The organism is Erythrobacter sp. JB1-7 (genome assembly GCF_057365015.1).
This window is the reverse complement of the sequence record NZ_CP200291.1, coordinates 97352-122322: the sequence shown is the minus strand read 5'-3', so window position 1 is coordinate 122322 and position 24971 is coordinate 97352. Positions and strand designations below refer to the sequence as shown.

The following is a 24971-nucleotide window of genomic DNA, read 5'->3' as shown; positions in this document are numbered from 1 at the left end:
CCTTACAGCTTTGTTATGCGGCAAAAGGAATTAAGACTGGCTCTGGTGTGCTATGGCGGGGTTAGCCTCGCTGTGTACATGCACGGCATCACCAAAGAGATCTGGCATTTGGCCCGCGCAAGCCGCGCCTATCACGGTGAAGGCGCAAAAGACGCAGCGGGCGTTGCTGCTGTTTACCGCGATTTGCTGTGCGAGATTGAGCGCGACCATGCGCTGAAACTGCGCGTGCTGCCCGATATTCTGACAGGCGCGAGCGCGGGCGGGATTAACGCGGTGTTCCTTGCCCAAGCCATGCATTCGGGCCATTCGCTGGAGCCGCTTACTGATCTGTGGCTTGAAAATGCTGATGTCGATCAGCTGGTCGATCCGGAGAACGGCCCGATGTGGCGCTATGCCAAGATTTGGGCGCAGCCGATTGCGGATTGGTTTTTAAAACGCCCCGGCAATGTCGTGAACGAAACTGTCTCGCCCGAAACCCAGGCCGAAGTGCGGCGCAAGGTTTCGCATCTGGTGCGCGGTCGCTGGTTCAGCCCGCCATTTTCGGGCGACAAGTTTTCCGCCATGCTGTTTGAAGCGCTTGAGAAAATGGCCGATGCTGAGGCAGAGGCTCCCCTGCTGCCGCCGGGCCATCCGCTTGATCTGTTTGTGACCGCCACCGATTTTCGCGGCCATGCCGAATTGCTGCGCCTCAATTCGCCCGCTGTCATTGAAGAGACAGAGCACCGGATGCCGATTGCCTTTCGCGAACGTGTGCCCGCAGCTGAGCAAATGCCGCTGGCCGATCCACTCGAACTGACGCTGGCCGCGCGCGCCACGGCGAGTTTCCCCGGCGCATTCCCGCCGCTGACTTTGGCAGAGATTGACCGATTGGCAGGCGAAAACGGCGCGCAGTGGCCATCGCGGGAGGCTTTCTTAAACCGGGTGATGCCTGTCCATTCGCGGCGCGGAACCTTGGATGAAGTGGTGCTGATTGATGGATCGGTGCTGGTGAATGCGCCGTTTGGCGCGGCTTTGGCCGCTCTTGATAGCCGCCCTTCACAGCGCGCGGTCGACAGGCGCATCGTCTATATTGATCCGCGCCCCGATCGCCATCCTGAAACAAGTCAGCAGCCTATCGAGCCGGTTGGCTTTTTCGGAGCCATTTTTGGCGCCTTGTCAACCATTCCGCGCGAACAGCCGATCCGCGATGATCTGGAACGGATCGAACAATTGTCGCGCGATGCCGCCCGGCTGACCGGCATTGTCAAAGGGCTGCGCCCCGAAATTGACCGCGCGGTGGAAAAATTGTTCGGGATGACGTTTTTCCTCAATCATCCCACGCCAAAACGGCTCGCCAATTGGCGAGCGAAAGCGCATCAGGCTGCCGCTGAAAATGCAGGCTATGCCTATGGTCCGTATGCGCAGCTTAAATTCACCGGCATTGTCGATCACATGGCCGAAATGGCGCATCAGGCCGCGCCCGAACTGGGCCTGTCCAATGCCGATCTGATCGTGCAGGTGCTGCGCCGCGAATTGGACGTTCGCGGGGCCGATCAGCTGGTAGTGGAAAGCGGCGGGGCGAGTGAAGCGGCGATAGCGTTCTTCCGCTCGCAAGATACCCGTTTTCGGATACGCCGCTTGCAATTGCTGGCCCGCAGGCTGGCGCGTGATTGGGAAAGCGATCCTGACATTCCCGACGATGCGCTCGATCTGGCGCGCACCCATATCTACAAGGCGCTGCAATTGTATCAAAAGGCAGAGGCCGATGCGCTGACCAGCCCGGCATTCCGCGCTGCGGCCAGCAACGCGCTGACCGATCCGGGAGAATTGATCGATTGCCTGGCCGCCCATCTTCAATTGGCGCAGGTCGACGCGCAGGTTGAGGATATTCTGGCACAGGCGCTGGAGGCCATGCCGCGCAATCTGAAACGGCGCATGCTGCTGACATATCTGGGCTTTCCCTTTTACGATCTGGCGACCTTGCCCCTACTGAAAAGCGACCGACTGGTGGAATATAACCCGGTTAAAGTCGACCGGATATCGCCCGAAGATGCGCGCTCCATCCGCGATGGCGGGACGAAAGCGACTTTGCGCGGGACCGAGTTTTATAATTTCGGCGCGTTTTTCAGCCGCGCTTACCGCGAAAACGATTACCTGTGGGGCCGCCTGCACGGGACAGAGCGAATGATCGATCTCGTCTGCTCAACCGCCGAAGACAGCATCGAAGGCGGCGTGAATGAACACGTCATCCGCGCTTACAAACGATCCGCATTCCTCGCGGTGCTGGAGGAGGAAACTCAGGCCGGGCGCTGCCAGCGCGGATTGATTGCCACGATTGAGGCAGAAATCCTCGCCCGGTTTGACGCGGAGTGACCTATCAGCGCGCTTTGCTGTTCCAGATCGCGGTGACAAAGGCATCGGCATCGATAAAACCGCCCTCGCCCCGGTCGATATCCGCCAGGGGTTTGGCCGCCAGAATATCCTCAAGGCTGGCACCCTCACCGGCAAGCGCATCAACGCGCGAGACCGCTTCGCCAATGACAGCGCGGTAAGCGGTCAGCTCTGCCTTGTTTGACATCGGGCCATGCCCCGGAATGACTTTCGCATCCGCATCAATCATGGCGAGCACTACGTCAATAGAGCGCATCGCGTCATAGACACTGCCGCCCGAATTGGTGTCGATAAAGGGATAGCCTGCAATGTTGAAATACAGATCGCCCATATGGACGACCTTGTTTTCCTCCCAGATGACAACGCTATCACCGTCCGTGTGCCCGCCGCCAAGAAACATCAGATTGATCGTATCGCCATTCAGGTGAAAGCGCAGACCTTGGCTGTAGGTCACAATCGGCAAGGCTTCCTTTGGCGCGGGCGGTGTCGCGCGCCCGCCTGCCGTGCCGCCTGCTGCCATGCGCACTCGCACATTGTCATGCGCAAAGATGGTCGCACCGGTTTTGCCGAAATGTTCATTGCCGCCGGTATGATCGAAATGCCAATGCGTGTTGACGACATATTTGACAGGGGCCGCGCCCAGTTCAGCAATGGCGGCTTCGATTTTGCCGGATAGAGGCGCGAATTGATCGTCGATGATAACGGTTGCATCTTCGCCGTGGCTGACCCCGATATTGCCGCCCGCGCCAAACAGCACAGCCACGCCCGGCGCGACCTCTTCGGTGCGGATCTCGACATTATCGAGATTGCTTTGGGCGGTTGCGCTTACTGCGGTAAACGCGAAAGTGGCGGCGGCAGTGGCCGCAAAAGCATTGGCGGCGATTTTAGGCATTGGTCTCTCTCCGAATGTTCGAGAGACCGTCTATGCCAGCGCGCGCCCCAAGTCTAGGATCAGGTGCCGAAAGCGTCTTTCAGTTTGGAGAAGAAACCCTTGCTTTCCGGGCATTCATCGCCCGTTTCGGTCTCGCGAAATTCCTGCAACAGCTCTTTTTGCTTGCGGCTGAGCTTGGTCGGGGTTTCCACCGCAATTTCGACCACCAGATCGCCGCGCCCGCGTCCTTGCAGAACGGGCATACCAGCCCCGCGCACGCGCAATTGCTTGCCCGATTGAATGCCGACGGGAATTTCGATCGAATTGGTGCTGCCGTCCATATCGGGGAAATCAACCGTGCCGCCGAGCGCTGCCGTCGTAAAGCTGACGGGGACACGCGCTGCCAAAGTCGTCCCTTCGCGTTCGAACAATTCGTGCGGGGCGACATGGATAAAGATATACAAATCACCCGCAGGCGCACCGCGCGCGCCCGCTTCGCCTTTGCCAGCGAGCCTGATGCGCGTGCCGGTATCCACGCCCGGCGGGATTTCTATTTCGAGCTTTTGCGGGCGGTCCACCCTGCCCTCGCCCCGGCACACCGCGCAGGGGTCTTCGATAACCACGCCGCGCCCGCTGCATGTGGGGCAAGACCGTTCGACCACGAACAGCCCCTGTTTTGCGCGCACCGTTCCGCGCCCATGGCACAGATTGCACGAACGCTCGCCTGTACCGGGCCGCGCGCCGCTGCCATCGCAGGTGTCGCATTCCTGGCTGACTTCGATCTCGATCTCGGTGGATTTGCCGTGAAACGCCTCCTCCAAAGAGATTTGCATGTCATAGCGCAGATCAGCCCCGCGCCGGTTCTGCTGGCGTGCACCGCCGCCGCCGCCGCCAAATGCGCCGCCGAAAATGGTTTCAAATATGTCGCCAATATCGCCGAAATCACCGCCAGCGCCCGGCCCGCCGCGGCCACCACCGCCGCCGCTCATGCCCTGCTGAAACGCCTCATGACCATAGCGATCATAGGCCGCACGTTTCTGCGGGTCTTTGAGGCAATCATAGGCCTCATTAATCTGCTTGAATTTCGCCTCAGCTGCGGCATCGCCCGGATTTTTGTCCGGGTGAAACTTCATCGCGAGCTTACGGTAAGCCCCCTTGATCGCAGGGCCATCGGCATCGCGGGCCACGCCCAGCGTTGCATAATAATCTGAAGCTGTCTGCACCATGTTGACCTATCCCGGCGAACTGGCGGGGGCCGGATCACCTAAATTATAGCGATCCGTCCCCGCCGGGTTGCATGTAAGGGGATCAGCCCTTTTTGTCTTCGTCAACTTCCGAAAATTCGGCGTCCACCACGTCATCATCTTCAGCCGCTTCAGGCGCGGCATCATCGGCTGCACCCGAAGCTTCTGCTTCTGCGGTCGCGGCGGCTTGCTCTTTTTCGTAGATCTGCTTGCCCATTTCCATGGCCGCTTCGGTCAGAGCCTGCGCTTTGGAATTGATCTCTTCAGCATCGTCACCTTCAAGAGCGGTCTTGGTCGCAGCAACAGCTTCCTCGACAGAGGTTTTGGTCGCCTCATCAATGGCATCGCCGTGTTCGGACAATTGCTTTTCAGTCGCATGGACAAGACTGTCAGCCTGGTTGCGCGCTTCGGCGCTTTCACGGCGTTTCTTGTCTTCCTCGGCGAATTTCTCCGCATCCTGGACCATTTGATCAATATCGCCATCGGACAAACCGCCCGATGCCTGAATTTTGATCGTCTGCTCTTTGCCCGTGCCTTTGTCTTTCGCAGAGACGCTGACAATACCGTTTGCGTCAATGTCAAACGTCACTTCGATCTGCGGTACACCGCGCGGTGCTGGCGGAATGCCAAGGAGGTCAAAATTGCCGAGCAATTTGTTATCGCTCGCCATTTCGCGTTCGCCCTGGAAGACTTTGATCGTCACCGCGTTCTGATTGTCTTCGGCGGTCGAATAGGTCTGTGTTTTCTTGGTCGGGATTGTCGTGTTGCGATCAATCATGCGGGTGAAGACACCGCCCAGCGTTTCAATGCCGAGTGACAGCGGGGTCACGTCGAGCAGCAGCACGTCTTTCACATCGCCCTGCAACACGCCTGCCTGAATGGCCGCGCCCATGGCGACGACTTCATCGGGGTTCACGCCGGTATGCGGCTTGGCTTCGAAGAATTTCTCAACCACTTCGCGAACGCGCGGCATACGGGTCATTCCGCCGACCAGGATCACCTCGTCGATATCGTCTTTCGACACGCCCGCATCGCTCAATGCCTTTTTGCACGGATCAAGCGTGCGGGTGATCAGATCGCCCACCAGCTTTTCGAGGTCAGCCCTGCTGATCGTTTCAACCAAGTGCAGCGGAGTGGAGCTGCCGCCTTCCATGCGCGCGGTGATAAACGGCAGGTTGACTTCGGTGGTGGCGGCGCTGGAAAGCTCGATCTTGGCTTTCTCGGCTGCCTCTTTCAGACGCTGAAGCGCGAGTTTGTCCGCTTTCAGGTCCATGTTTTCTTTCTTCTGAAATTCACCAGCGAGCCATTCGACGATTGCATTGTCGAAATCTTCGCCGCCAAGGAACGTATCGCCATTGGTCGATTTCACTTCGAACACGCCGTCGCCAATCTCAAGGATGGAAACGTCGAACGTGCCGCCGCCAAGGTCATAGACTGCGATGGTTTTGCCATCATCCTTGTCCATACCGTAAGCAAGCGCAGCCGCTGTCGGCTCGTTAATGATGCGCAAGACTTCGAGGCCAGCGATCTGGCCTGCATCTTTGGTCGCCTGACGCTGGGCATCGTTAAAGTACGCAGGCACAGTGATAACCGCTTGCTCCACGCTTTCGCCCAGATAGCTTTCGGCGGTTTCTTTCATCTTTTGCAGGATGAATGCGGAAACCTGGCTGGGCGAATATTCCTCGCCATTGGCTTCGACCCAGGCATCGCCGTTTTTGCCTTTGACGATATCATAGGGAACGATGCCCATGTCTTTTTTGGTCAGCGGATCATCAAACCGGCGGCCAATAAGACGCTTGATCGCGAACAGTGTGTTATCCGGATTGGTCACTGCCTGGCGTTTTGCCGGCTGACCGATCAGGCGCTCATCATCTTTGGTGAAAGCCACGATGGAAGGCGTTGTGCGTGCGCCTTCTGCATTTTCAATAACCTTGGGTTTGCCGCCATCCATGACAGCAACGCACGAATTGGTGGTGCCCAAGTCAATACCGATAACTTTAGCCATTATTTCCCCATCCATTACAGATTGCTAAATGCTGCGGGACAGCGGCCTTGCAATCATCGCCAGCGCGTGGCGGGGCGTTGCAAAAGTCGCAAGCAGCGTGAACATGACCGCGATATAGGTGCGGTTTTGCTTGGCACAAGGGACGACACGCCCTAGTTTTATACCGAGACAAAATGAGGGGAATTTGCGTGATGGGCACTTTAAGATTTGGAATGCGAAAGCGCGGGGCGAGCGTGATGGCAGCGGCGGCTGCATTGGCGCTTGGCGCATGCGCTGAAGAAGCCGCGGTTGAGGCCCCGCCCGAAGGCGTGGTGCCCGGCCTTGAAATTGCCGATGCGCGTTTGATGCTGCCGGCGGTATCGGGCAATCCGGGGGCGGTGTATTTCGACCTCACCTATAACGGGGAACGCGGCCTGTCGATCAACGGGGCCAGCGTTGAAGGCGCTGAGAAAACCGAAGTCCACGATACGATGGAATACAATTTCAAAATGACCATGGGCGAAACCGGCCCTGTCGCCATGCCCAAAGGTGAGACGATCAAGTTTGAACCGGGCGGCAAGCATGTGATGGCGTTTGACCTTGATGAAGGCATCACGCCGGGCAGCACTGTCGAGGTGGAATTGCGCGTATCGGGCGGCGACCGTCACAAATTCAGCGCTGAGGTGAAAGCCGCCGGGGACGAGCGCTGAACGCACCGCCAGATATACGCAAAACCGATCCCACTTTGCCCGCATGTCCGGTTGGCGCAGAACGCCATCTGACATCGGGCGAGGCGGAATTGGCGCGCTCTGTTTTCGGCACTGCGGTCGATTATGGCGCGGTAAAGATCAAGCGGCGCAAATGGTTTCCCTTTCAGCCGCGCAAAGTGACCATGGCGCCCCAGGGGCACATGCATTTTCATCCCAAAGGCCACGCCTATTGCGATGATTTTGCCGAAGAAAACCTGATCCGGCAGGGGCTGTTCATTCACGAGATGACGCATATCTGGCAGGCGCAGACGCGCGGGCGGTGGTATCTGGTACTAAACCGCCACCCGTTTTGCCGCTATGACTATGCGCTGAAACCCGGCCAACCGTTCGCCGCCTATGGCATCGAACAACAGGCCGAGATCGTCAAACACGCATTCTGGCTGAGAAACGGTGCAAAAGTCGCAGGCGCACCGGACCCGCAAGCTTACGATATGCTGGTGAATTTTCCGGGGAGTTAGATCTGCGCGTGTAAGTCGTTGACCAAGCAAACCAAATCCTCGCCTAGACCAATTGCGCCTTCGGATGTCTGCGCGTTTCGGTAAATATCGTCCACCATGAAGTCCAACCCTATCGCTCCCAGTTGAACATCATGTGCGCTTTCAATACCAGTCGCCACTTTTCGAAGGTGCGAAGGCAAAAATGCATCGCCGTTGGCTACAATGGTAGAATCGTCAACCGGAGCGCCATCGCTGATGATGACTAGAACACGCTCTTTTGCGGGCTGTTCAAGCAAATGCTGCTGCCCCCACAAAAGCGCTTCGCCATCAATGTTTTCGAAGAGCACATTAGACTGAACAATCGGAGCCAAATCCGCCGTTTTCATTGGCTCTTCAAAATCGCAGTGATTGACCAACAGCAGATCGCAAAGGCGACCGGGATAAGGTGGCTTTCCTTTAGCGATCCATTTTAATCTCGATTGGCCGCCATGCCAGCCCACCGTTGTGAAACCTGTTAGCTGAGTGTGCGCCCCGGATTCCTCCAAGCTTTCCAATGCGGCAAAAATTTCGCCAGCCACACGCGGCATTAAGTCATGCATTGAGCCCGATTGATCGAGTAAGACGAGCACTGAACAATCAGGCAAGTCAACACGCTCAGCGGTTTGGCACTGAACCCGGCGTTCTGCTCTAACTTTGCACGCTTGAGCATATCTCTCTTCGGTGGACGCTCCAGACGCGCTTGCTGGCGCCCCACGATTAACCGCGTGGGTTTCGAGCAATGTGTCGAGCTGAGAGGCGCTGCACACATGGTCAAACTCAGTGGTAAAGATATTGTATTTTGCGCCGGGCCGATCCTCTGCAATTGCAGAAGATCGCAGCCTTTTTCGCACAGACAATCCGTACCCCAACCCGATCGCAGCACCAGTTAAGATGGCAACGATGAGCAGGTCAGCTAAGGGCATGGAGCCCTATCAGTCCGGTTTTTTCGCCACGCCTACCATGGCCGGGCGCAGCAGGCGGTCCTTGATTGTCCAACCGGGCTGCATTTCCTGAATGACGGTGCCCGGCTCATGCTCTTCGGTGGGCACTTCCATCATGGCCTGATGGTGATTGGGATCAAGCGGCAGGCCCATGGCCGGCACGCGTTCGATGCCGTGGCCTTTGAACACTTTTTCAAGCTCACGCTTGGTCGCCTCAATCCCTGTGACAAGACCTTTCATCTTGTCATCTTCACGCAAGGTATCAGGGATCGCATCCACTGCGCGCGCCAGATTGTCTGACACACTCAGGATATCGCGGGCAAAGCTGGTTGCGGCATAATTGCGCGCATCGGTGATTTCTTTTTCCATCCGGCGGCGCACATTTTGCGTTTCAGCCTTGGCATAAAGGACATCCTGCTTGGCCGCTTCAAGATCGCCGCGCAGGCTTTCCAATGCTTCATCCAGGCTATCAGCGTCTTCATCATCGCTGCCTTGATCCAGCAATTCTTCGGGCACGCCTTCCAATTCGTCAGGCACGGGCTCACAAGAAGGTTTGTCGATATGTTCCATAAAGCCTTAGCGATCCGGTCTAAAAGTTTGCGTTATTTGATAAGTCGGCCCAGTGTTCGAGCCGTTAAATCTACCATGGGCACGACACGCGCATAATTCAAGCGAGTGGGGCCAATCACGCCCAAGACACCCACAACTCTCTCTTCGCTATCATAATAGGGCGATGCAATTACGGAAGAACCCGAAAGGCCGAACAAACGGTTTTCGCTGCCGATATAAATTTGCGTGGCATCTGCGCCGCGCGCGCTTTCCAAAAGGCTGGCGACTGATTGCTTGTCTTCCAGATCATCGAGCAGCGATCGGACCCGTTCGATATCATCCAGCGCCGCTTCATCCAGCAAATTGGCCGCCCCGCGCACGATCAGAACCGGGCGCGCATTGGCATCTTCGCTCCACACGGCAAGGCCGCGCTCCACCAGATCGCGGCTTGCATCATCAAGCTGGCTTTCACCTGCGCTTATCTCGGATCGCATCGCCTGTTCGGCATCGGCCAAAGTGCGCCCGGCCAACCTTGCGGTGATGTAATTGCTGGCCTGTTCCAGCGCGCTAGGCGGCAATTGCGCCGCCACTTCGATGACGCGGTTTTCCACGCTGCCATCTTCGCCCACCAGCACAGCGAGCGCTTTATCCGCGCCCAAAGGCACCAGATTAAATTGCGTCAACCGCACCTCGCGCGTGGGCACCATGACCATCCCGGCAGCGCCCGACAGGTCTGACAACAGCGAACTGGCCTGTTCCAGCGCCGCCTCAATCGGACCAGCAGCGCCAAGGCGGCTTTCGATTTGATCGCGCAATTGAGCGGTAGGCTGATTGACCCGCATCATCCCATCGACAAATATGCGAAGGCCCGCATCAGTAGGCCTGCGTCCCGCGCTCGTATGCGGCGCTTCCAAAAGGCCAGCGCCTTCTAAATCCGCCAGAACCGACCGGATCGAAGCGGGCGACAGATTGAGCGCGCCATCTGCGGCCAGCGTTTTGGAGCCGACCGGCTGGCCGTTATCAATATATCCTTCAACCACGCGGCGAAAGATTTCGCGCGCGCGCTCGGTCATTTCGGTGATGGGCAGAATGGTGGGCATATCGCTCATGATCCCAATCTAATTGTTTTTGCCAATTCGCAAAACCTTGCAGCCCGGATTGTTCCCAGCCAAACCGCGCATCAGACGAATCATCCCCTTTTAAGGAACCTGACCCATGCGACCTTCTGGACGCGCGCCTGATGAAATGCGCGCTATCACGATTGAAACCGGATTTACCAAACACGCAGAAGGGTCATGCCTTATCAGCTTTGGCGATACGCGCGTTTTGTGCACTGCCAGCGTCGAAGAACGCATCCCGCCATGGCTGCGCGGCAAAGGCGAAGGGTGGGTTACGGGCGAATATTCCATGCTGCCCCGCGCAACCCACACACGCGGCAGCCGCGAGGCAGCGCGCGGCAAGCAATCGGGCCGCACTCAGGAAATTCAGCGCCTGATCGGGCGATCCTTGCGCGCGGTTGTTGACCTTAAGAAACTGGGCGAGCGTCAGATCACGCTCGATTGCGATGTCATCCAAGCCGATGGCGGCACGCGCACCGCGTCCATTTCGGGCGCATGGGTGGCGCTGCGTCTGGCGGTTAATGCGCTGATGGCATCGGGCGATCTGAAAGAAGATCCGATCACTGCCCAAGTCGCCGCGATTTCCTGCGGTATCTATAAAGGCACTCCCGTGCTTGATCTGGATTACCCTGAAGACAGCGATGCGGATGCGGATGCCAATTTCGTGCTGATTTCAGGCGGTCAGATCGCCGAAGTGCAAGCCACCGCAGAAGGCGCGACTTATGACGAAGAAGGCCTTTTGCGCTTGCTCCGTCTCGCCAATATTGGCTGCGATGGGATCTTTAAGGCGCAATTGGACGCGGTAAAGTAAGCTGTGCCAGCTCCTGTCCTGATAAAGCTGAGCGAGGCGGACCACACGGCCTTTCACAAGCTTCATTGGCGGGGACAAACAGGCCAGTTTGCGCTTGCCGTCATCTTTGTCTCGGCGGCGATTATAGTCTTGGGCGTTATCGAGGAATTCCGGTTGGTTAGCGCCATCATGGCGCTTGCCGCCGGATTGCTGATTGCCGCGGTGTTGTGGTCGGTTTGTTATTTCCTCGTCCTGCCGCCGCAATCGCGCAAGATTTTCAATGAAACCGTGTCGTTGCAAGAAGAGCAAAGCTGGGTTTTGACACCAGATGGTGCAGAAATCTCGCAAACCAGCGGTACGAACCGCATCCTGTGGGCCAACATTGTCCGCTGGAACGAAGATGAACATGTCTTTGTGTGCTATGCCAACCGCATGTTGGGCTACATCATTCCAAAACGGCGCGTCGATCCGGTCTTTATCGATCACATTCGGGCCGCGCTTATCGAAAACGGTCTGCACGAGAAACGGACAATGCGAAAATGACACGCAAACTGGGTGGCGGATCGCTGGTGATAGCAACGCATAATGCGGGCAAGCTGAAAGAGATATCGGCCTTGCTTGGCCCTTACGGGATGGAATGTCTGTCCGCGGGCGCTTTGGGCCTGCCGGAACCTGCGGAAACCGGCACGACCTTTATCGAGAACGCTCTAATCAAAGCGCGCGCCGCAGCTGAAGCCTCACAATTGCCCGCGCTGGCCGATGATAGCGGGCTCGCCGTCGCAGCTTTAGGCGGGCGCCCCGGTGTCTACACCGCCGATTGGGCGGAGCGGCAGCATTTCGAAGGCGATCCGGGACGCGATTGGTACATGGCGATGGGCAAGGTTGAAGGGATGCTGCAAGAGCTTGGCCCTGATACAGACCGCTCCGCTGCATTTCACTGTGTGCTCGCGATTTGCTGGCCCGATGGGGAGCATCACGTGTTCGAAGGGACATGTTCCGGCACTCTCACCTGGCCCCCGCGCGGGCAATTGGGATTTGGCTATGATCCAGTGTTTGTGCCCACAGGCGCAGGTCAGACCTTCGCCGAGATTGAGCCAGAGGCCAAACACGCCATCAGCCACCGCGCCGATGCGTTTGCAAAACTGGTCGCGCATCAATTTGGCTGAAAGCTAGCCTAGCGCGTCAGATCAGCCCGCTAATAGGCGAATTGCCCGGTGACATTGCCCGGCGGCGCATAGCGGCACACCAGATAATCGCGCCCCGTTCCGGTAGCGACCCCGCAGCCCAATCGTGTGGTGTTGCGCCAGATGATCTGGGTGTAATGCCCGACATCGGCCCAATTGCCCGTGCTGCTGACCTGCGGGAATGCGGCGTGGATGTAATATTGCTTCTCATCAATCCAGCCAGCGGCCATCACTTCGTATGAAAACGCGCCTGCAGTTCCGGCCCACAGGTTTTCGCCTTGGCCTTGCCGCGTGTTTCCGGGACTGTGTTCAAACCGGCCCGTGCGCGCCAGTTCCTCTGCATAGGCAAGCGCCTGATCGCTTAAATCCTGATCGAGCACCAGATCGGGCACGCCCACTTCTGCGCGCGCATCATTGTGCGCCGCCAGCATCACGGCGAGCATCTGGTTCTGACGCCCTGATGCTGTCCCTTGCGTAGGCGTGGGCGTAGGCGTGGGAGAGGGCGATGCGGACGGTGTTGGCGATGGGGTCGGCGAAGGCGATGGGCTGGGCGACGGTGTCGGTCCGGGCCCTGCAATCGCTGCGCCAGCAGAGGATGCGCTATCCCCTCCCCCGCAAGCCGCCATCATGGGAACCAAAGCAATTGCCAAAGCGCGTTGCACGCCTGCGCCAAAATGTGTGTTTTTCATACGTCCCGTCTTCTTTAATTTATTTGCTGAAACCTAGGCAAAAAGGGTTACCGCCGCCTTAGCAAACGCGCCTTCCCCCGCAGGTTAGCGGCAAGGTGTGGCCATTTCCGGCTGAACGGGCCTATGACAGATGCGATGGCACGCGCGCTTTATATCCATTGGCCCTTTTGCGAAAAGAAATGCCCCTATTGCGACTTTAACTCGCATGTCCGTGCGGATGTGGATGTGTCGGCATGGCAGACCGCTTTGATCGCGGATATGCGCGCAGAGGCGAGCGCGGCAGACACCAGCGCGCCGCTTACCTCAGTGTTTTTTGGCGGCGGCACGCCGTCGCTGATGCCGCCGGCATTGGTTGGGGCCTTGCTGGCGGAGGCTGAGACGCTTTGGGGATTTGCGCCCGATATTGAGATCACTTTGGAAGCGAACCCTTCCTCGGTCGAGGCGGGCCGCTTTGCCGATCTTTCCGCTTGCGGGATTGGCCGCGTATCGCTGGGCGTGCAATCCCTGGAGGATGAGGCGCTGCAATGGCTGGGCCGATTGCACAGCGCAGGCGAAGCTTTGGCCGCACTTGAAACGGCGCAGGCGTGTTTTGACAGGGTCAGCTTTGATCTCATCTACGCCCTGCCCGATCAAACAGCGCAGGCATGGGAAGCGCAATTGGCGCGCGCGCTGTCTTTTGGGACAGGGCATCTCTCACTTTATCAGCTGACGATTGAGCCATCGACCCGGTTTGAAACCGATGTGCGGCGCGGCGTTTTTGAACCGCTTGATGCAGACCGTGCAGCCGATCTGTTTGCGATCACACAGGACTTAACCGTGGCGGCGGGCCTGCCAGCTTATGAGACCAGCAATCACGCCCGCCCCGGCGAGGAAAGCCGCCATAACCTTACCTATTGGCGGTATCAGGATTATTGCGGCATTGGCCCCGGCGCGCATGGGCGGCGCGCGGGCGCTGCGACGGTGCGGCACAAGAAGCCCGAAAATTACCTGCGCGCGGTGACACAGCGCGGCCACGGCATTGCCGAACAGCGCCATCTGAGCGCGCGCGAACAGGCGAGTGAGGCTTTGCTGATGGGCCTCAGATTGGCGCAAGGCATAGATCTGGGCGAATTGGCGGACAGGTTTGGCATCGCGCCAGACCGCCTCATCAATCCCGGCAAAGCCGCGCTGTATGAAAAACAGGGCCTGATCTGGCGTGATGGCGAAAGAGGTGCCCAGCTTTTGGGCGTGGCGCGGGATGGCAGGCCGCTGCTTGATGCGCTGCTGGCTGAGCTTGTCGCTGATGAATTGGTGGCCCCATGAGCATTTCAGACGTGAGCACGACACAAAGCATCGCCGACATGTTGGAGGTGTGGACGCATCACCTCACCCATTCGCTGCGCCGGTCCCCGCACACCGTGCGCGCTTACGGGAATGCCGCGCGCAATCTGATCGCGCATTTCCAGTGCAAAGCGCTGACCGATATCGCCGCCATTGAAGCTGCCCAATTGCGCGCGTTCCTCGCAGCGCGCCGCGCGGGCGGTTTATCGAATGCCAGCGCCGCGCGCGAATTGTCAGCGGTGAAAGCCTTTATCGCTTTTGCCCGCGCTGAAACGGGCGACCCCGCCCCCGCAGCCCCGCGAATGCGCGGACCGCGCCTCAAAAAGGGCTGCCCCGCCCTGTCACTCCGGATGAGGCGGTGGGCCTTGCCGATCTGGTCGAGGGGGCAGCGGGAGAAGACTGGATCGGCGCGCGCGACCGGGCGGTGCTTCTGCTTATGTATGGCAGCGGGTTGCGAATAGCAGAGACATTGTCGTTGAAAGGCAGCGACGCACCATTGGCAGAGACTCTGACCGTCACCGGTAAAGGCGGCAAACAGCGCATCGTCCCCGTCCTGCCCATCACCCGCCAGGCAGTGGCCGAATATGCCGAGGCATGCCCCCTCCCCCTCGCGCCGGAAGAGGCGTTGTTTCGGGGAGCAAAAGGCGGGCCGCTATCGCCCGGAATGGTGCAAAAAGCCGTCGCGCGCGCAAGGGTTGCGCTTGGCCTGCCCGATACGGCCACGCCTCACGCCTTGCGCCATTCTTTTGCAACGCATTTGCTGGGAGCAGGCGCGGATTTAAGGAGTTTGCAAGAGCTTTTGGGGCATGCATCGCTTGGGAGCACACAGATCTACACCAAAGTTGACGCAGCAAGCCTGCTGGAAACCTATCGCGGCGCGCACCCAAGAGCTGGCAAAAAACGCTGACCGCACCCCTGGGGAGAGATATTATGAAAACCGGATTTGCGACCATCACAATCATCGGTTTGAGCCTCGCGGGATGCGATGTGCTGGGCAGGTCCAACACCAGCGAAGGGTATGAACGCGGCGAATATTACGCCAAATGCGACACCGATTATCTGCAAAGCGCTTCGCATTTGGGCTTCAGCGCCTCATCAAGCGAATGCGAATGCTTTGACGACAAGCTTCAAAAGCTAACCCCCGCCCAGCAAAGGGCCGCTTACAAATCGCTCGAAGACCAATTGACTCTCGCCTTCATGGGCAACGCCGGTGCCAGCGTCAAAGGGTCCAATGTGACATACAATGACAGCGCGCTTGGCGAAGTGAGCGCCGATTTGAAAGTCGAAACGAGCGGCAAAGCCATCATTGCACAATGCGAGATGTTTTGAGCTAAAAGCGAATTTTCGCGGCGCTGACTAACGCATCTTTTGGGAGCGGGCGCGGATTTGCGGTCCTTGTAAGAGATGCTTGGTCACGCTTTGATTGGCTCGACGCAGATTTACACCAGGGTTGATGCTGCGAGCATGCTGCAGACGTATAGAGGCGCGCATCCGCGGGCGGGAAAGAAATGAGCGTTCGCTACGGGTGGGGAGCCAGAACGCACCTCGGCATTACCAAATCTTCACAGCCGTCATCCCAGCGAAAGATGGGATCGCTCGCGAGATGCGCTACATTCGAAAAATGGGTGGCTGGGTCTATATCATGACCAATCGAGCGCGCGGCGTTCTGTATGTCGGCATTACCGCCGACTTGCCAGCCCGCGTAACGCAGCACCGAAACGGCAAAGGTTCAAAATTTTGCCGACGCTATGGACTTGATCGGCTTGTCTATGCCGAACATTTGGCGACAATCGAGGCGGCCATTTCTCGAGAGAAGGCGATGAAAGCTTGGAAACGGCAATGGAAGATCGAGCTAATTGAATCCCGAAATCCCAGTTGGGATGATTTGTTTGGGCGGATCTTAAGTTGAAAGCGATCCCAGCTTTCGCTGGGATGACGGTGAATTGTTTCGCGCCCAGTTCATTTCCCTCAACTGCCAAACAGTTACCCTACACGCCCCTCAATAGCGTTCCAGATCATCCCCGCCACATCGCTGCCGTCAAACTCCGATATCGCCACGATCCCCGTGGGCGAAGTCACATTGATCTCGGTCAGCCATTTGCCGCCAATTACGTCGATGCCGACAAAGGTTAGCCCCAAGCGTTTCAATTCCGGCCCCATTGCGGCGCAGATTTCCGCCTCGCGCTCCGTCAAACCTGTTGCCTCGGCGCTGCCGCCCATCGCAAGGTTTGAGCGAAATTCGCCCTCGCCCGGAATGCGGTTGATTGCGCCTGCCACTTCGCCGTCCACCAGCACGATGCGTTTGTCGCCTTGTGCCACTTCGGGAAGGAAAGGCTGCACCATATGCGGTTCGGGCCAGGTCTGGTTGAACACCTCGAACAGGGCTGTCAGGTTCTCGCCGTTTTCGGGCACGCGAAAGATGGCTTTGCCGCCATTGCCGTGAATGGGTTTGACCACCACCGCGCCGTGGCTTTCCATAAAGCGTTTCACTTCATCAGGGGACCGGGTGACGAGCGTTGGCGGCATAAACTGACGGTAGTTCAAGACCATCACCTTTTCCGGCGCATTGCGGACATTGGCAGGGTCATTCACCACTAAAGTTTCATCCCCGATCCGTTCAAGGAGGTGCGTCGCGGTGATATAGCCCATGTGAAAGGGCGGGTCCTGCCGCATCAAGATCACATCAATATCGCGCCCCAGATCGAGCCGCTGGCGCGCGCCAATTTTCACGTGATCGCCCTCGACCCGCTGCACGCTCACCGGCGCGCATTCGGCATAGAGGCGGTCATCCGCATCCAGCGTCAGGCTTTCGACGTGGTATTCATACAAAGTGTGCCCGCGTTCCTGCGCGGCCAGCATTAGCGCGAACGAGCTGTCGCCTTTGATATTGATATCTTCAATGGGGTCCATCTGGACCGCAACTCTGAGTGCCAAAGCCTAAACCTCCGTTTGCCCTAAGCCTGCCGAAGGGCCGTCCTTTTCTAAACTCGTCACACCCAAATAAGAGCGGTGCTTCGACAGGCTCAGCACGAACGGGTTTGGTAGGGGTGCCCTATGGCATCCATGCATTTTCGATGTGGCGCGGGCTGGTGCCGGGTGCAAGCAGCAATACGTCGATTGTTATGTCATCCATAGGCGCTGCATACTCATGTGCGACCAATTCCACCGCCGCTGCAACTCTGCTCAATCGCTTTTCATCAATGGCATCGGCAAGGTTTGCGGCGCGTTTTCGCCATTTTACTTCGAAGAAGCCGGTTATGCCGGGCTTTGCCGCGATCAGATCAATTTCGCCAAGCTTGGTCTTCACCCGCTGGGCCACAACGCGCCAGCCCTGCTGCATCAGCCACTGCGCCGCCTCAGCTTCAGCATCGCGGCCCTTTTGATCGGCGATAACGCGTTTGGGATCGGTCATGATTTTAGCTCAACCGCCCGCGCATACAGCGTCTGGCGGTCCACCCCGCTGGCTTTTGCGACTTGGCCCGCCGCTTTGCTGGGGCTCATCTGCGTGAGAGCATCGCGCAGCATCGCATCGGTGTCATGCGCTGTTTCCTCTGCCACCGGGGGGCTGACCATCAGCACAATCTCGCCCTTGGGTGGATGCTGAGTGTAATGCGCCGACAGATCACCTGCGGTGCCGGTGCGGCATTCCTCGTGCAGCTTGGTCAATTCGCGCCCCACTGCAATGGCGCGCGCAGGCCAAAGCGCGGCGAGCATATCCAGACTGCGCACCAAACGCGGGCCGGTATCGTAAAATATGACAGTGCCGGAAAAGTCAGCAAACTCTGCCAGCATATCGGATTTCGCCTTGTCCTTAACGGGCAGAAAACCGGCAAAGGCAAACCGGTCCGTGGGCAGACCCGATATGGTCAATCCGGCAATTGCGGCTGAAACTCCGGGCACGGCAATCACATTGATCCCAGCGGCGCGCGCCTCGCTCACCAACCTGTAACCCGGATCAGAAATCAGCGGAGTGCCCGCATCACTCACCAAGGCAATCGCCTCTGACCGCGCCCGGCCCAGCAATTGCGCGCGGTTTTCATCGGAGGCGTGATCGTCATACCGAACCAGCTGATTTTTGAGGCCCAGATGCCCCATAAGTCTCGCAGTGACGCGCGTATCCTCGCACGCAATAGCATCGCAGCGCCTCAACACATCGACAGCGCGCATCGTTATATCGCCTAGATTGCCAATCGGCGTTGCGACAATATAAAGGCCCTGATCCAAGGGTTCGTAAAAAGCTGATTCAGGCCTTGTGGGTTTGGCGGTATTGGTCACAAGACGGGCAATGAAGCAGCAAATGGGGGTCGGCAAGAATGAAACGCATGAATTTAAGCAAAATGGGCCGCGGTGCAGCGGCATTGGCGCTGGGCGCGGTGGCGCTTGCCGGGTGCAGTGTTATTCCCAAAACAACTGTGGATACTCCGCCGCCTGTCGCAGCGCCGACCCCGCAGCCGACAACGGGCCTGCCCACAGACGCAACGCGCCACCGGATTGCGTTGCTGCTGCCAACATCGGGCAACACATCAGAAGTGGGCCAATCGCTCGCCAATGCGACCACCATGGCGCTGCTTGATACCAATGCGAACAATCTGCGCATCACCACCTATGACACCGCCAAAGGCGCAGGCGCTGCGGCGCGTCAGGCGATTGCGGATGGCAACAAACTGATCCTTGGCCCGCTGCTGGCAGGCAATGTGCCCGCAGTGCAAGCCGCCGCCCGGCCCGCGCGCGTGCCCGCGATTGCGTTTTCCAACGATGCCACTGTCGCCAGCGCGGATGTGTTTGTGATGGGCCATATCCCCGAACAATCCATTCGCCGCACGGTCCGCTATGCCCGTGCGCGCGGGTCAAACCGCTTCTCCGCGCTGGTGCCACAAGGGGCCTATGGACAACGCTCTTACAGCGCGCTGCAAAACGCTTTGCGCGATTATGGCGGCGTTCTGGTGTCGAATGAAAACTATGCCCGCGGCAACACATCCATCGTCAGCGCGGCTCAGCGTCTGCGCACCAAAGGGGGATATGACACGGTTCTGATTGCCGATGGCGCGCGCCTTGCGGTGCAGGCGGCAGGCGAGCTTAAATCAAGCGGGGCAACCGGCACCCGTATCCTTGGCACCGAATTGTGGAGCGGCGAATCCGAACTCACCCAGTCCGCCATGATCGAAGGGGCGCTGTTTTCTGCGGTCTCTGATGGCCGTTTCCGCCGTTTTGCTGACAGTTACGAACAGCGCTTTGGCGCAAAGCCTTATCGGATCGCGACATTGGGTTACGATTCTGTCCTGTTGACCCTGCGTGTGGCGCGCGATTGGCGCGTGGGGGACGATTTCCCCAAATCCAAGCTGTTTGATCGCGGCGGATTTCTGGGGGTCGATGGCGCTTTCCGCTTTGGTGCAAACGGCATTGCCGAACGCGCTTTGGAAGTGCGCGAGGTGCAATCGGGCGGCGTTGTCCGGGTTGATGCGGCCCCGTCAAGCTTTTCACGCTAAGAGTACCTGCGCACAATTGCGCATAAGGCGCGGCTCCACCTTGTGACATCGGACACGCGCTGCCTATATCAGCGCCATGTCCGATGATCTGTTTGATGGCACGCCTGCCTCCTCCGGCGATTACGATAGCTCCTCGATCGAGGTTCTCGAAGGGTTAGAGCCCGTCCGCCGCCGCCCCGGCATGTATATTGGCGGGACCGATGATCGCGCGCTGCATCACCTTGCGGCAGAGGTTCTCGACAATGCCATGGACGAAGCGGTCGCGGGCCATGCCTCGCGCATTGAAATGCGGCTTGAAGAAGGCAACAGGCTTTCCATCGCCGATAATGGCCGCGGCATTCCGGTGGATGAGCACCCCAAATTTCCGGGCAAATCCACGCTCGAAGTGATCTTGTCCACGCTGCATTCGGGCGGCAAGTTTTCGGGCAAAGCCTATGCCACCAGCGGCGGCTTGCACGGTGTGGGGGTGAGCGTAGTCAACGCTCTATCCTCCGACACCCGCGTCGAAGTCGCGCGCGACAAGAAACTTTATGCGCAAAGCTTTTCCAAAGGTCAGACGCTTGGCAAGATTGAGGAACTGGGCGCTGCTCCCAACAGGCGCGGCACCACGGTCACTTTCACTCCCGATACCGAGATATTCGGCGACCGCGCGTTCAAACCGCACCGATTGTTCAAGCTTGCCCGGTCCAAGGCGTATCTGTTCGCAGGCGTCGAAATCCGCTGGAAATGCGCCGACAGCTTAGCCTCAGACGATGTGCCGGCAGAGGCGGTGTTCAAATTCCCCGGCGGGCTGGCCGATCATCTCAAAGAACAGATTGGCGGGCGCGAATGCGTCACGGCAGAGCCCTTCACCGGCAATCAGGAATTTCCGGAGGCTGATGGCATCGTGCAAGGCCGCGTCGAATGGGCGATTGCCTGGCCGCTTTTCTCCGATGGATCGACCAGCTGGTATTGCAACACCGTCCCCACTCCTGATGGCGGCACGCATGAACAGGGCCTTCGCGGGGCTTTGACCAAGGGGCTGCGCGCCTTTGGCGAACTCACCGGCACCAAAAAGGCCAAGGACATCACCGCCGATGATGTGATGACCGGATGCGAAGTGATGCTGAGCGTGTTTATCCGCGATCCGCAATTTCAATCGCAAACCAAGGACCGCCTGACCTCGCCTGAGGCCAATCGCCTTGTCGAAAACGCGGTGCGCGATCATTTTGACCACTTCCTTACCGACAATATGGACCGGGGCAAGGCGCTGCTGGGCGAAGTGATGGAGCGCATGGATGAACGCCTGCGCCGCAAGCAGGAACGCGAGATCAAGCGCAAGACCGCGACCAATGCGAAAAAACTGCGCTTGCCCGGTAAGCTCACCGATTGTTCGGGCGAAACCGATGGCGAAACCGAATTGTTTATTGTTGAGGGGGATTCTGGCTGGCGGCAGTGCGAAACAAGCGCGCAATCGCAAAACGCAGGCAATTCTGCCGATCCGGGGCAAGATCCTCAACGTCGCCAGCGCCACTGCCGATAAAATCCGCGCCAATTCCGAAATTGCCGATCTAGCGCTCGCGCTGGGATGCGGGACGCGCAAGGAATGCGATGCGGAAAATCTGCGCTATGACAGGGTCATCATCATGACCGATGCCGATGTGGACGGCGCGCATATCGCAACGCTCTTGATGACATTCTTCTTTCAGGAAATGCCTGATCTGGTGCGAAAAGGGCATCTGTTCCTCGCCCAGCCCCCGCTTTACCGCCTGACTGCGGGTAAAGAGAGCCGCTATGCCGCCGATGATGCCCACCGCGCGGAATTGGAAGCGACCGTGTTCAAAGGCAAAAAGGTCGAAGTTGGCCGGTTCAAAGGGCTTGGCGAAATGAACCCGGCACAGCTGCGCGAAACCACGATGAACCCGGACACGCGCAGCCTTATCCGCATCACCCTGCCCGCCGAATTTGAAGACCGCGCAAGCGTTAAAGTGCTGGTCGATCAGCTGATGGGCCGCAATCCGGAACACCGTTTCAACTTCATCCAGAACCACGCAAGCGATGTGGACCGCGATATGATTGATGCGTGACGCAGAGCCGCCCAAATACCCCAATCCGCGCGAAGAGGACATTATGGCGGGCGACCGCCGTCTGTCGCGGCCCGATAGCTCGCTGCCGGATTGGGAAATGCCCGACACCGCCTACCGGCCTGTTCCGATTGTCTGGTTCACAGGCGCATTTCTGCTGCATTTTGTAGTCGCCAGCACATTGCTCGTCATCACCATCAATAGGGCCGATTGGGTGACAGTGGCCTTGACGGCGCTATCGGGCGGAGCGGTGCTTAAATGGACATGGGATCGCGGGATGCATTCCGCTGGCCGGGGGTGGAAAGTGGCAACCGTTTTGGCACTGGCTATGAATACGCTATTCGTGACGGCTGCTGCTCTTTCAGTTTGATCTAACCCACTGCCTCTGCTGATTGAGTGTGGATGTGCAAATGCCCTTCGAGCGTCCTGTGCACCGGACATTTATCGGCAATCTCGATAATTCTCTGGCGCTGCTCCTCGCTTAAGTCCTCGCCGAATACTTCGATCACGCGGTTCAGCGCTTGCACGCCTGATCCCTTGTTATCATCGCAGTGATCGCAATCCTTTGCATGATCGCGTTCGTGGCTGACATGCACCCGCACCGCTTCCAATGGCCAGCCTTTGCGGTCTGCATACATCTTCATCGTCATCGCGGTGCAAGTGCCAAGCGATGCGTTGAGCAGATCATAGGGCGTTGGCCCGGTATCATCCCCGCCAAAACTCACCGGTTCATCCGCGACAAAGTGATGGGACGCGGTGTGCACTTCGGTGCCGAATTTGCCGTGCCCTGTGCGCACGTTCACGCCTGTTTCGGGATGCGTTTCAACCTCAGATACGGGAAGATAGCGCTGAGCCCAGTTTGCGATCATGCTGGCCACAAATTCGGCATCATGGCTATCGGTGAGCAGATGATCCGCGCCTGCCAGACTGATAAAGCTCTTGGGATGGAACGCTGCATCAAACAATGCGCCTGCATGCTCTATCCCGACGATCTGATCCGTAGGCGAATGGAGCGTTAGGTAAGGGAGGCGCAATTCCCTGACCATCGCAAGCAAATCCACGTTTTCGGTGCGTGCCAGAAAATCGCGGCTCAGCGGAAATTCACGCCCGCCAATCATCACATTGCCCGATCCATCACGCCGAATGGCTTCCAGATCCCCTTTGATATTATGCAGCACATGCGGCACGTCGGACGGAGCGCCAATTGTCGCAATGGCCGCCACTTTGTCTTTGCCCATTTGATGCGCGGCCGCCAGAACTGCGGCCCCGCCCAAGCTGTGACCAACCAGCAGTAAGCGATTGCCAAACCGGTCTATCAACGCATTGGCTGCGGCCAGCAGATCGAGAATATCGACGGCAAAACCAGCAGAGCCAAATTCTCCCTCGCTGCGGCCAAGCCCGGTAAAATCAAATCGCAAGCATGCCAAACCCTGACGCGCCAATGCGCGCGAAACGCTGACCGCTGCCTTGCTGCTTTTTGTGCAAGTGAAACAATGCGCAAAAATCGCGGCCCCGCGCACAAGGCCCGTGGGCAGCTCAAGCGCGCCTGACAAAATGTGCCCAGCATCTGTTGCAATCGAAAAATTCTCTGTCGGCATCGTTCGTCTCCTATGGGCTGGATACGCAGCGCAGCGGCAAATGGATACACCTGCCCCGCCTAAGCTTGGCTGCCGGTTTGATTGGCAGTTTGGAAGGGATGCCGAAATGCGGTATTCCTTGGGCTGGTTTTGAAAAGGAGTGACAATGAAAACTTTGGCTATGGCAGGCGTCCTTGCCGCCGGTTTTGTGTTGCCTCCTTCGGCCGCCTTGGCTCAAAGCCCGCCGCCCGCAGACGAAAACAACGCCAGTGCCGCAGCTCCAATCGAAGCGCCAATTGAAATGCGCAGCGATCAGATCGTTGCATTCATCAACGATGAAATCCCGGCAGAGGCAGTTTTTTCCGAAGGTTTTTTGACCGCGCTCCCGCCTGAACAGATCAAGGCTTTCACCAAAAACATCGCCGATCAATTCGGCAAAGCGGTCGCGGTTGAATTTCTTGCGCCCAAAACCGGCACCCGTTCTGCACTGCACATCCGGTTTGAACGCGCGATTGCCATGGGCGGCATTGCGATTGATCCTGCCGATAATAACCGGGTGAGCGAACTGGTTTTTCGCTCCATTGAACCTGTTTCAGATGGCAATGACAGCGCGGAAAAAATCGCGGCTGATCTGGCCGCCCTGCCCGGCACAATCAGCGCGTATTTCGGGCCGATAGACCGGTCTGATCCCTTGCTATCGATCAATGCCGATACCCCCTTGGGGCTGGGTTCGACTTTCAAGTTTTACGTGCTGGCAGAGCTTGGCAAACAGATTGCCGGCGGCCAGCGATCTTGGGACGATATCGAACCATTATCTGCGCAAAGTTATCCCAGCGGAGTGATGCAGAACTTTCCCCAAGGCTCGCCTGCAACACTGTACAGCTATGCCAGTTTGATGATGGCCATCAGCGATAACACCGCCACCGATCAGCTGATAAAGCTGTTGGGCCGCGAAAATGTGTATGAAACATTCGCCGCAACGGGGCATACCAATCCGGAAATCTCTGCCCCTTTCATGACCACGCGCGAATTGTTTCTGCTGAAAGGCGGCGATAGCGCGCGGCTTGCCGCTTATGCAGACGCAGACGTCGAAGAACGGCTTGCCATTCTGGCCGCAGTAGAAACCAATCCGCCCAGCCAGGGTCAGATATTTCAGGCGTTTTCGGGCAAACCTGTGCGCATTGATGTGGAATGGTTGTCGAGCGCAAACGACCTGCTTGCTCTGTTTGAATACATGCGGCGGACGGCCGATCCGCAAACATTTGACGTGATGGCCATCAATAAAGGGATCCCTGATGAATACCTCACCAAATGGACCTATGCAGGCCATAAAGGCGGCTCAGAACCCGGCGTGCGCAATCTGACCTGGCTGCTCACCGATACACAGGGCACCGATCACGTTCTGACTTTGGGATGGAACAATCCTGATGAAGATGTCAGCACGGAAACGCTATTGGGGTTTGCCAAGCGCCTGCTAACGTTGCCCTGACTGCCCGCCATTTCATCTTGTCACGCTAAAAACACTAGCGCTGTCCCCCT

23 protein-coding genes and 3 pseudogenes are annotated in these 24971 nt (G+C 58.1%); 15 read left to right on the top strand and 11 right to left on the bottom strand.

All coding sequences use genetic code 11. The features are described from left to right. Positions 1–15: 15 nt before the first annotated feature. Positions 16–2352 (top strand): patatin-like protein, encoded by a 2337-nt coding sequence (locus tag AC0V6W_RS00615; RefSeq protein ID WP_486146159.1) that lies wholly within the window; start codon positions 16–18, stop codon positions 2350–2352. 4 nt (positions 2353–2356) lie between these two features. Here AC0V6W_RS00615 and AC0V6W_RS00610 read toward each other — a convergent pair whose 3' ends face one another. From AC0V6W_RS00610 to dnaK, 3 genes are all read right to left on the bottom strand, one after another. Next, positions 2357–3262, bottom strand: coding sequence for an MBL fold metallo-hydrolase (locus tag AC0V6W_RS00610; RefSeq protein WP_486146157.1), 906 nt, complete (start codon positions 3260–3262; stop codon positions 2357–2359). A gap of 59 nt (positions 3263–3321) precedes the next feature. Further along, the gene (dnaJ, locus tag AC0V6W_RS00605; protein ID WP_486146155.1) at positions 3322–4467 is read right to left on the bottom strand and encodes a molecular chaperone DnaJ; all 1146 of its coding nucleotides are present in this window, start codon (positions 4465–4467) and stop codon (positions 3322–3324) included. Between the two features lie 82 nt (positions 4468–4549). Further along, positions 4550–6490: a molecular chaperone DnaK gene (dnaK, locus tag AC0V6W_RS00600; RefSeq protein ID WP_486151408.1), complete on the bottom strand. Its 1941-nt coding sequence runs from the start codon at positions 6488–6490 to the stop codon at positions 4550–4552. A gap of 191 nt (positions 6491–6681) precedes the next feature. On the opposite strand from dnaK, the gene AC0V6W_RS00595 reads away from it, so the two are divergent. After that, on the top strand, positions 6682–7179 hold the full coding sequence (locus AC0V6W_RS00595; protein WP_486146154.1) for a copper chaperone PCu(A)C: 498 nt from the start codon (positions 6682–6684) through the stop codon (positions 7177–7179). Between the two features lie 35 nt (positions 7180–7214). Then, a complete protein-coding gene (locus AC0V6W_RS00590) occupies positions 7215–7697 on the top strand; it encodes a vgr related protein (protein ID WP_486146153.1) in 483 nt (160 codons plus the stop codon). On the opposite strand, the gene AC0V6W_RS00585 is transcribed toward AC0V6W_RS00590, so the two are convergent. From AC0V6W_RS00585 to hrcA, 3 genes are read right to left on the bottom strand one after another with little or no spacing between them, the layout of a single operon-like run. Then, positions 7694–8638 carry a cobaltochelatase CobT-related protein gene (locus AC0V6W_RS00585; protein ID WP_486146152.1) on the bottom strand — a complete coding sequence of 315 codons (945 nt, stop codon included), beginning with the start codon at positions 8636–8638 and terminating at the stop codon, positions 7694–7696. The two genes, AC0V6W_RS00590 and AC0V6W_RS00585, sit on opposite strands and share 4 nt — an antisense overlap. Positions 8639–8647: 9 nt before the next feature. Continuing rightward, on the bottom strand, positions 8648–9226 hold the full coding sequence (grpE, locus tag AC0V6W_RS00580; protein WP_486146151.1) for a nucleotide exchange factor GrpE: 579 nt from the start codon (positions 9224–9226) through the stop codon (positions 8648–8650). Positions 9227–9258: 32 nt separating this feature from the next. Beyond that, positions 9259–10305: a heat-inducible transcriptional repressor HrcA gene (gene hrcA / locus AC0V6W_RS00575; protein WP_486151406.1), complete on the bottom strand. Its 1047-nt coding sequence runs from the start codon at positions 10303–10305 to the stop codon at positions 9259–9261. 115 nt (positions 10306–10420) lie between these two features. Between hrcA and rph the strand changes: the two genes are divergently transcribed. The 3 genes from rph to rdgB are packed head-to-tail and all read left to right on the top strand — an operon-like array spanning position 10421 to position 12279. Next, positions 10421–11134 (top strand): ribonuclease PH, encoded by a 714-nt coding sequence (gene rph, locus AC0V6W_RS00570; RefSeq protein ID WP_486146149.1) that lies wholly within the window; start codon positions 10421–10423, stop codon positions 11132–11134. A gap of 3 nt (positions 11135–11137) precedes the next feature. After that, entirely contained in the window at positions 11138–11656 is a 519-nt protein-coding gene (locus AC0V6W_RS00565; protein ID WP_486146147.1) for a YcxB family protein, read from the top strand. After that, entirely contained in the window at positions 11653–12279 is a 627-nt protein-coding gene (gene rdgB, locus AC0V6W_RS00560) for an RdgB/HAM1 family non-canonical purine NTP pyrophosphatase (RefSeq protein ID WP_486146145.1), read from the top strand. Before AC0V6W_RS00565 ends, rdgB begins: the two co-directional genes overlap by 4 nt. 29 nt (positions 12280–12308) lie before the next feature. Here rdgB and AC0V6W_RS00555 read toward each other — a convergent pair whose 3' ends face one another. Next, the gene (locus AC0V6W_RS00555; RefSeq protein ID WP_486146143.1) at positions 12309–12986 is read right to left on the bottom strand and encodes a CAP domain-containing protein; all 678 of its coding nucleotides are present in this window, start codon (positions 12984–12986) and stop codon (positions 12309–12311) included. 135 nt (positions 12987–13121) lie between these two features. On the opposite strand from AC0V6W_RS00555, the gene hemW reads away from it, so the two are divergent. The 5 genes and pseudogenes from hemW to AC0V6W_RS00530 all read left to right on the top strand — a co-directional run bounded on the left by hemW (position 13122) and on the right by AC0V6W_RS00530 (position 16215). Next, positions 13122–14288, top strand: coding sequence for a radical SAM family heme chaperone HemW (hemW, locus tag AC0V6W_RS00550; RefSeq protein WP_486151404.1), 1167 nt, complete (start codon positions 13122–13124; stop codon positions 14286–14288). A 38-nt stretch (positions 14289–14326) separates the two neighbouring features. Further along, positions 14327–15213, top strand: a pseudogene (locus tag AC0V6W_RS00545) (tyrosine recombinase XerC). A gap of 23 nt (positions 15214–15236) precedes the next feature. Next, positions 15237–15635: a hypothetical protein gene (locus AC0V6W_RS00540; protein WP_486146141.1), complete on the top strand. Its 399-nt coding sequence runs from the start codon at positions 15237–15239 to the stop codon at positions 15633–15635. A gap of 30 nt (positions 15636–15665) precedes the next feature. Further along, positions 15666–15818: pseudogene (locus tag AC0V6W_RS00535) on the top strand (tyrosine-type recombinase/integrase); the annotation flags it as partial. A gap of 109 nt (positions 15819–15927) precedes the next feature. After that, the gene (locus AC0V6W_RS00530) at positions 15928–16215 is read left to right on the top strand and encodes a GIY-YIG nuclease family protein (RefSeq protein ID WP_486151402.1); all 288 of its coding nucleotides are present in this window, start codon (positions 15928–15930) and stop codon (positions 16213–16215) included. 74 nt (positions 16216–16289) lie between these two features. On the opposite strand, the gene gshB is transcribed toward AC0V6W_RS00530, so the two are convergent. The 3 genes from gshB to rsmI all read right to left on the bottom strand — a co-directional run bounded on the left by gshB (position 16290) and on the right by rsmI (position 18581). Then, entirely contained in the window at positions 16290–17240 is a 951-nt protein-coding gene (gene gshB / locus AC0V6W_RS00525) for a glutathione synthase (RefSeq protein ID WP_486146139.1), read from the bottom strand. Positions 17241–17358: 118 nt separating this feature from the next. Continuing rightward, a complete protein-coding gene (locus AC0V6W_RS00520; protein WP_486146137.1) occupies positions 17359–17718 on the bottom strand; it encodes a YraN family protein in 360 nt (119 codons plus the stop codon). Next, entirely contained in the window at positions 17715–18581 is an 867-nt protein-coding gene (gene rsmI / locus AC0V6W_RS00515) for a 16S rRNA (cytidine(1402)-2'-O)-methyltransferase (RefSeq protein WP_486146135.1), read from the bottom strand. The genes AC0V6W_RS00520 and rsmI overlap by 4 nt, the downstream gene beginning before the upstream one ends. A gap of 47 nt (positions 18582–18628) precedes the next feature. On the opposite strand from rsmI, the gene AC0V6W_RS00510 reads away from it, so the two are divergent. From AC0V6W_RS00510 to AC0V6W_RS00500, 3 genes and pseudogenes are all read left to right on the top strand, one after another. Next, complete coding sequence (locus tag AC0V6W_RS00510) at positions 18629–19792, top strand: penicillin-binding protein activator (RefSeq protein WP_486146133.1); 1164 nt, start codon at positions 18629–18631, stop codon at positions 19790–19792. Positions 19793–19868: 76 nt separating this feature from the next. Then, positions 19869–21858: pseudogene (parE, locus tag AC0V6W_RS00505) on the top strand (DNA topoisomerase IV subunit B). Then, entirely contained in the window at positions 21851–22225 is a 375-nt protein-coding gene (locus AC0V6W_RS00500) for a hypothetical protein (protein WP_486146131.1), read from the top strand. The pseudogene parE and the gene AC0V6W_RS00500 overlap by 8 nt, the downstream one beginning before the upstream one ends. Before the next feature lies 1 nt (position 22226). Here the strand turns inward: AC0V6W_RS00500 and AC0V6W_RS00495 are convergent, their stop codons facing one another. Further along, complete coding sequence (locus tag AC0V6W_RS00495; RefSeq protein WP_486146129.1) at positions 22227–23453, bottom strand: bifunctional alpha/beta hydrolase/OsmC family protein; 1227 nt, start codon at positions 23451–23453, stop codon at positions 22227–22229. Between the two features lie 145 nt (positions 23454–23598). Between AC0V6W_RS00495 and AC0V6W_RS00490 the strand changes: the two genes are divergently transcribed. After that, positions 23599–24921, top strand: coding sequence for a serine hydrolase (locus tag AC0V6W_RS00490; RefSeq protein ID WP_486146127.1), 1323 nt, complete (start codon positions 23599–23601; stop codon positions 24919–24921). Positions 24922–24971: the final 50 nt, after the last annotated feature.

Bases quoted from the DNA above. Each gene is read 5' to 3' on its own strand.
- AC0V6W_RS00615 (WP_486146159.1), top strand. From the start codon at position 16: ATGCGGCAAAAGGAATTAAGACTGGCTCTGGTGTGCTATGGCGGGGTT.
- AC0V6W_RS00610 (WP_486146157.1), bottom strand. From the start codon at position 3,262: ATGCCTAAAATCGCCGCCAATGCTTTTGCGGCCACTGCCGCCGCCACT.
- dnaJ (WP_486146155.1), bottom strand. From the start codon at position 4,467: ATGGTGCAGACAGCTTCAGATTATTATGCAACGCTGGGCGTGGCCCGC.
- dnaK (WP_486151408.1), bottom strand. From the start codon at position 6,490: ATGGCTAAAGTTATCGGTATTGACTTGGGCACCACCAATTCGTGCGTT.
- AC0V6W_RS00595 (WP_486146154.1), top strand. From the start codon at position 6,682: ATGGGCACTTTAAGATTTGGAATGCGAAAGCGCGGGGCGAGCGTGATG.
- AC0V6W_RS00585 (WP_486146152.1), bottom strand. From the start codon at position 8,638: ATGCCCTTAGCTGACCTGCTCATCGTTGCCATCTTAACTGGTGCTGCG.
- grpE (WP_486146151.1), bottom strand. From the start codon at position 9,226: ATGGAACATATCGACAAACCTTCTTGTGAGCCCGTGCCTGACGAATTG.
- hrcA (WP_486151406.1), bottom strand. From the start codon at position 10,305: ATGCCCACCATTCTGCCCATCACCGAAATGACCGAGCGCGCGCGCGAA.
- rph (WP_486146149.1), top strand. From the start codon at position 10,421: ATGCGACCTTCTGGACGCGCGCCTGATGAAATGCGCGCTATCACGATT.
- rdgB (WP_486146145.1), top strand. From the start codon at position 11,653: ATGACACGCAAACTGGGTGGCGGATCGCTGGTGATAGCAACGCATAAT.
- AC0V6W_RS00555 (WP_486146143.1), bottom strand. From the start codon at position 12,986: ATGAAAAACACACATTTTGGCGCAGGCGTGCAACGCGCTTTGGCAATT.
- hemW (WP_486151404.1), top strand. From the start codon at position 13,122: ATGGCACGCGCGCTTTATATCCATTGGCCCTTTTGCGAAAAGAAATGC.
- AC0V6W_RS00540 (WP_486146141.1), top strand. From the start codon at position 15,237: ATGAAAACCGGATTTGCGACCATCACAATCATCGGTTTGAGCCTCGCG.
- AC0V6W_RS00530 (WP_486151402.1), top strand. From the start codon at position 15,928: ATGGGTGGCTGGGTCTATATCATGACCAATCGAGCGCGCGGCGTTCTG.
- AC0V6W_RS00520 (WP_486146137.1), bottom strand. From the start codon at position 17,718: ATGACCGATCCCAAACGCGTTATCGCCGATCAAAAGGGCCGCGATGCT.
- AC0V6W_RS00510 (WP_486146133.1), top strand. From the start codon at position 18,629: ATGAATTTAAGCAAAATGGGCCGCGGTGCAGCGGCATTGGCGCTGGGC.
- AC0V6W_RS00500 (WP_486146131.1), top strand. From the start codon at position 21,851: ATGCGTGACGCAGAGCCGCCCAAATACCCCAATCCGCGCGAAGAGGAC.
- AC0V6W_RS00495 (WP_486146129.1), bottom strand. From the start codon at position 23,453: ATGCCGACAGAGAATTTTTCGATTGCAACAGATGCTGGGCACATTTTG.
- AC0V6W_RS00490 (WP_486146127.1), top strand. From the start codon at position 23,599: ATGAAAACTTTGGCTATGGCAGGCGTCCTTGCCGCCGGTTTTGTGTTG.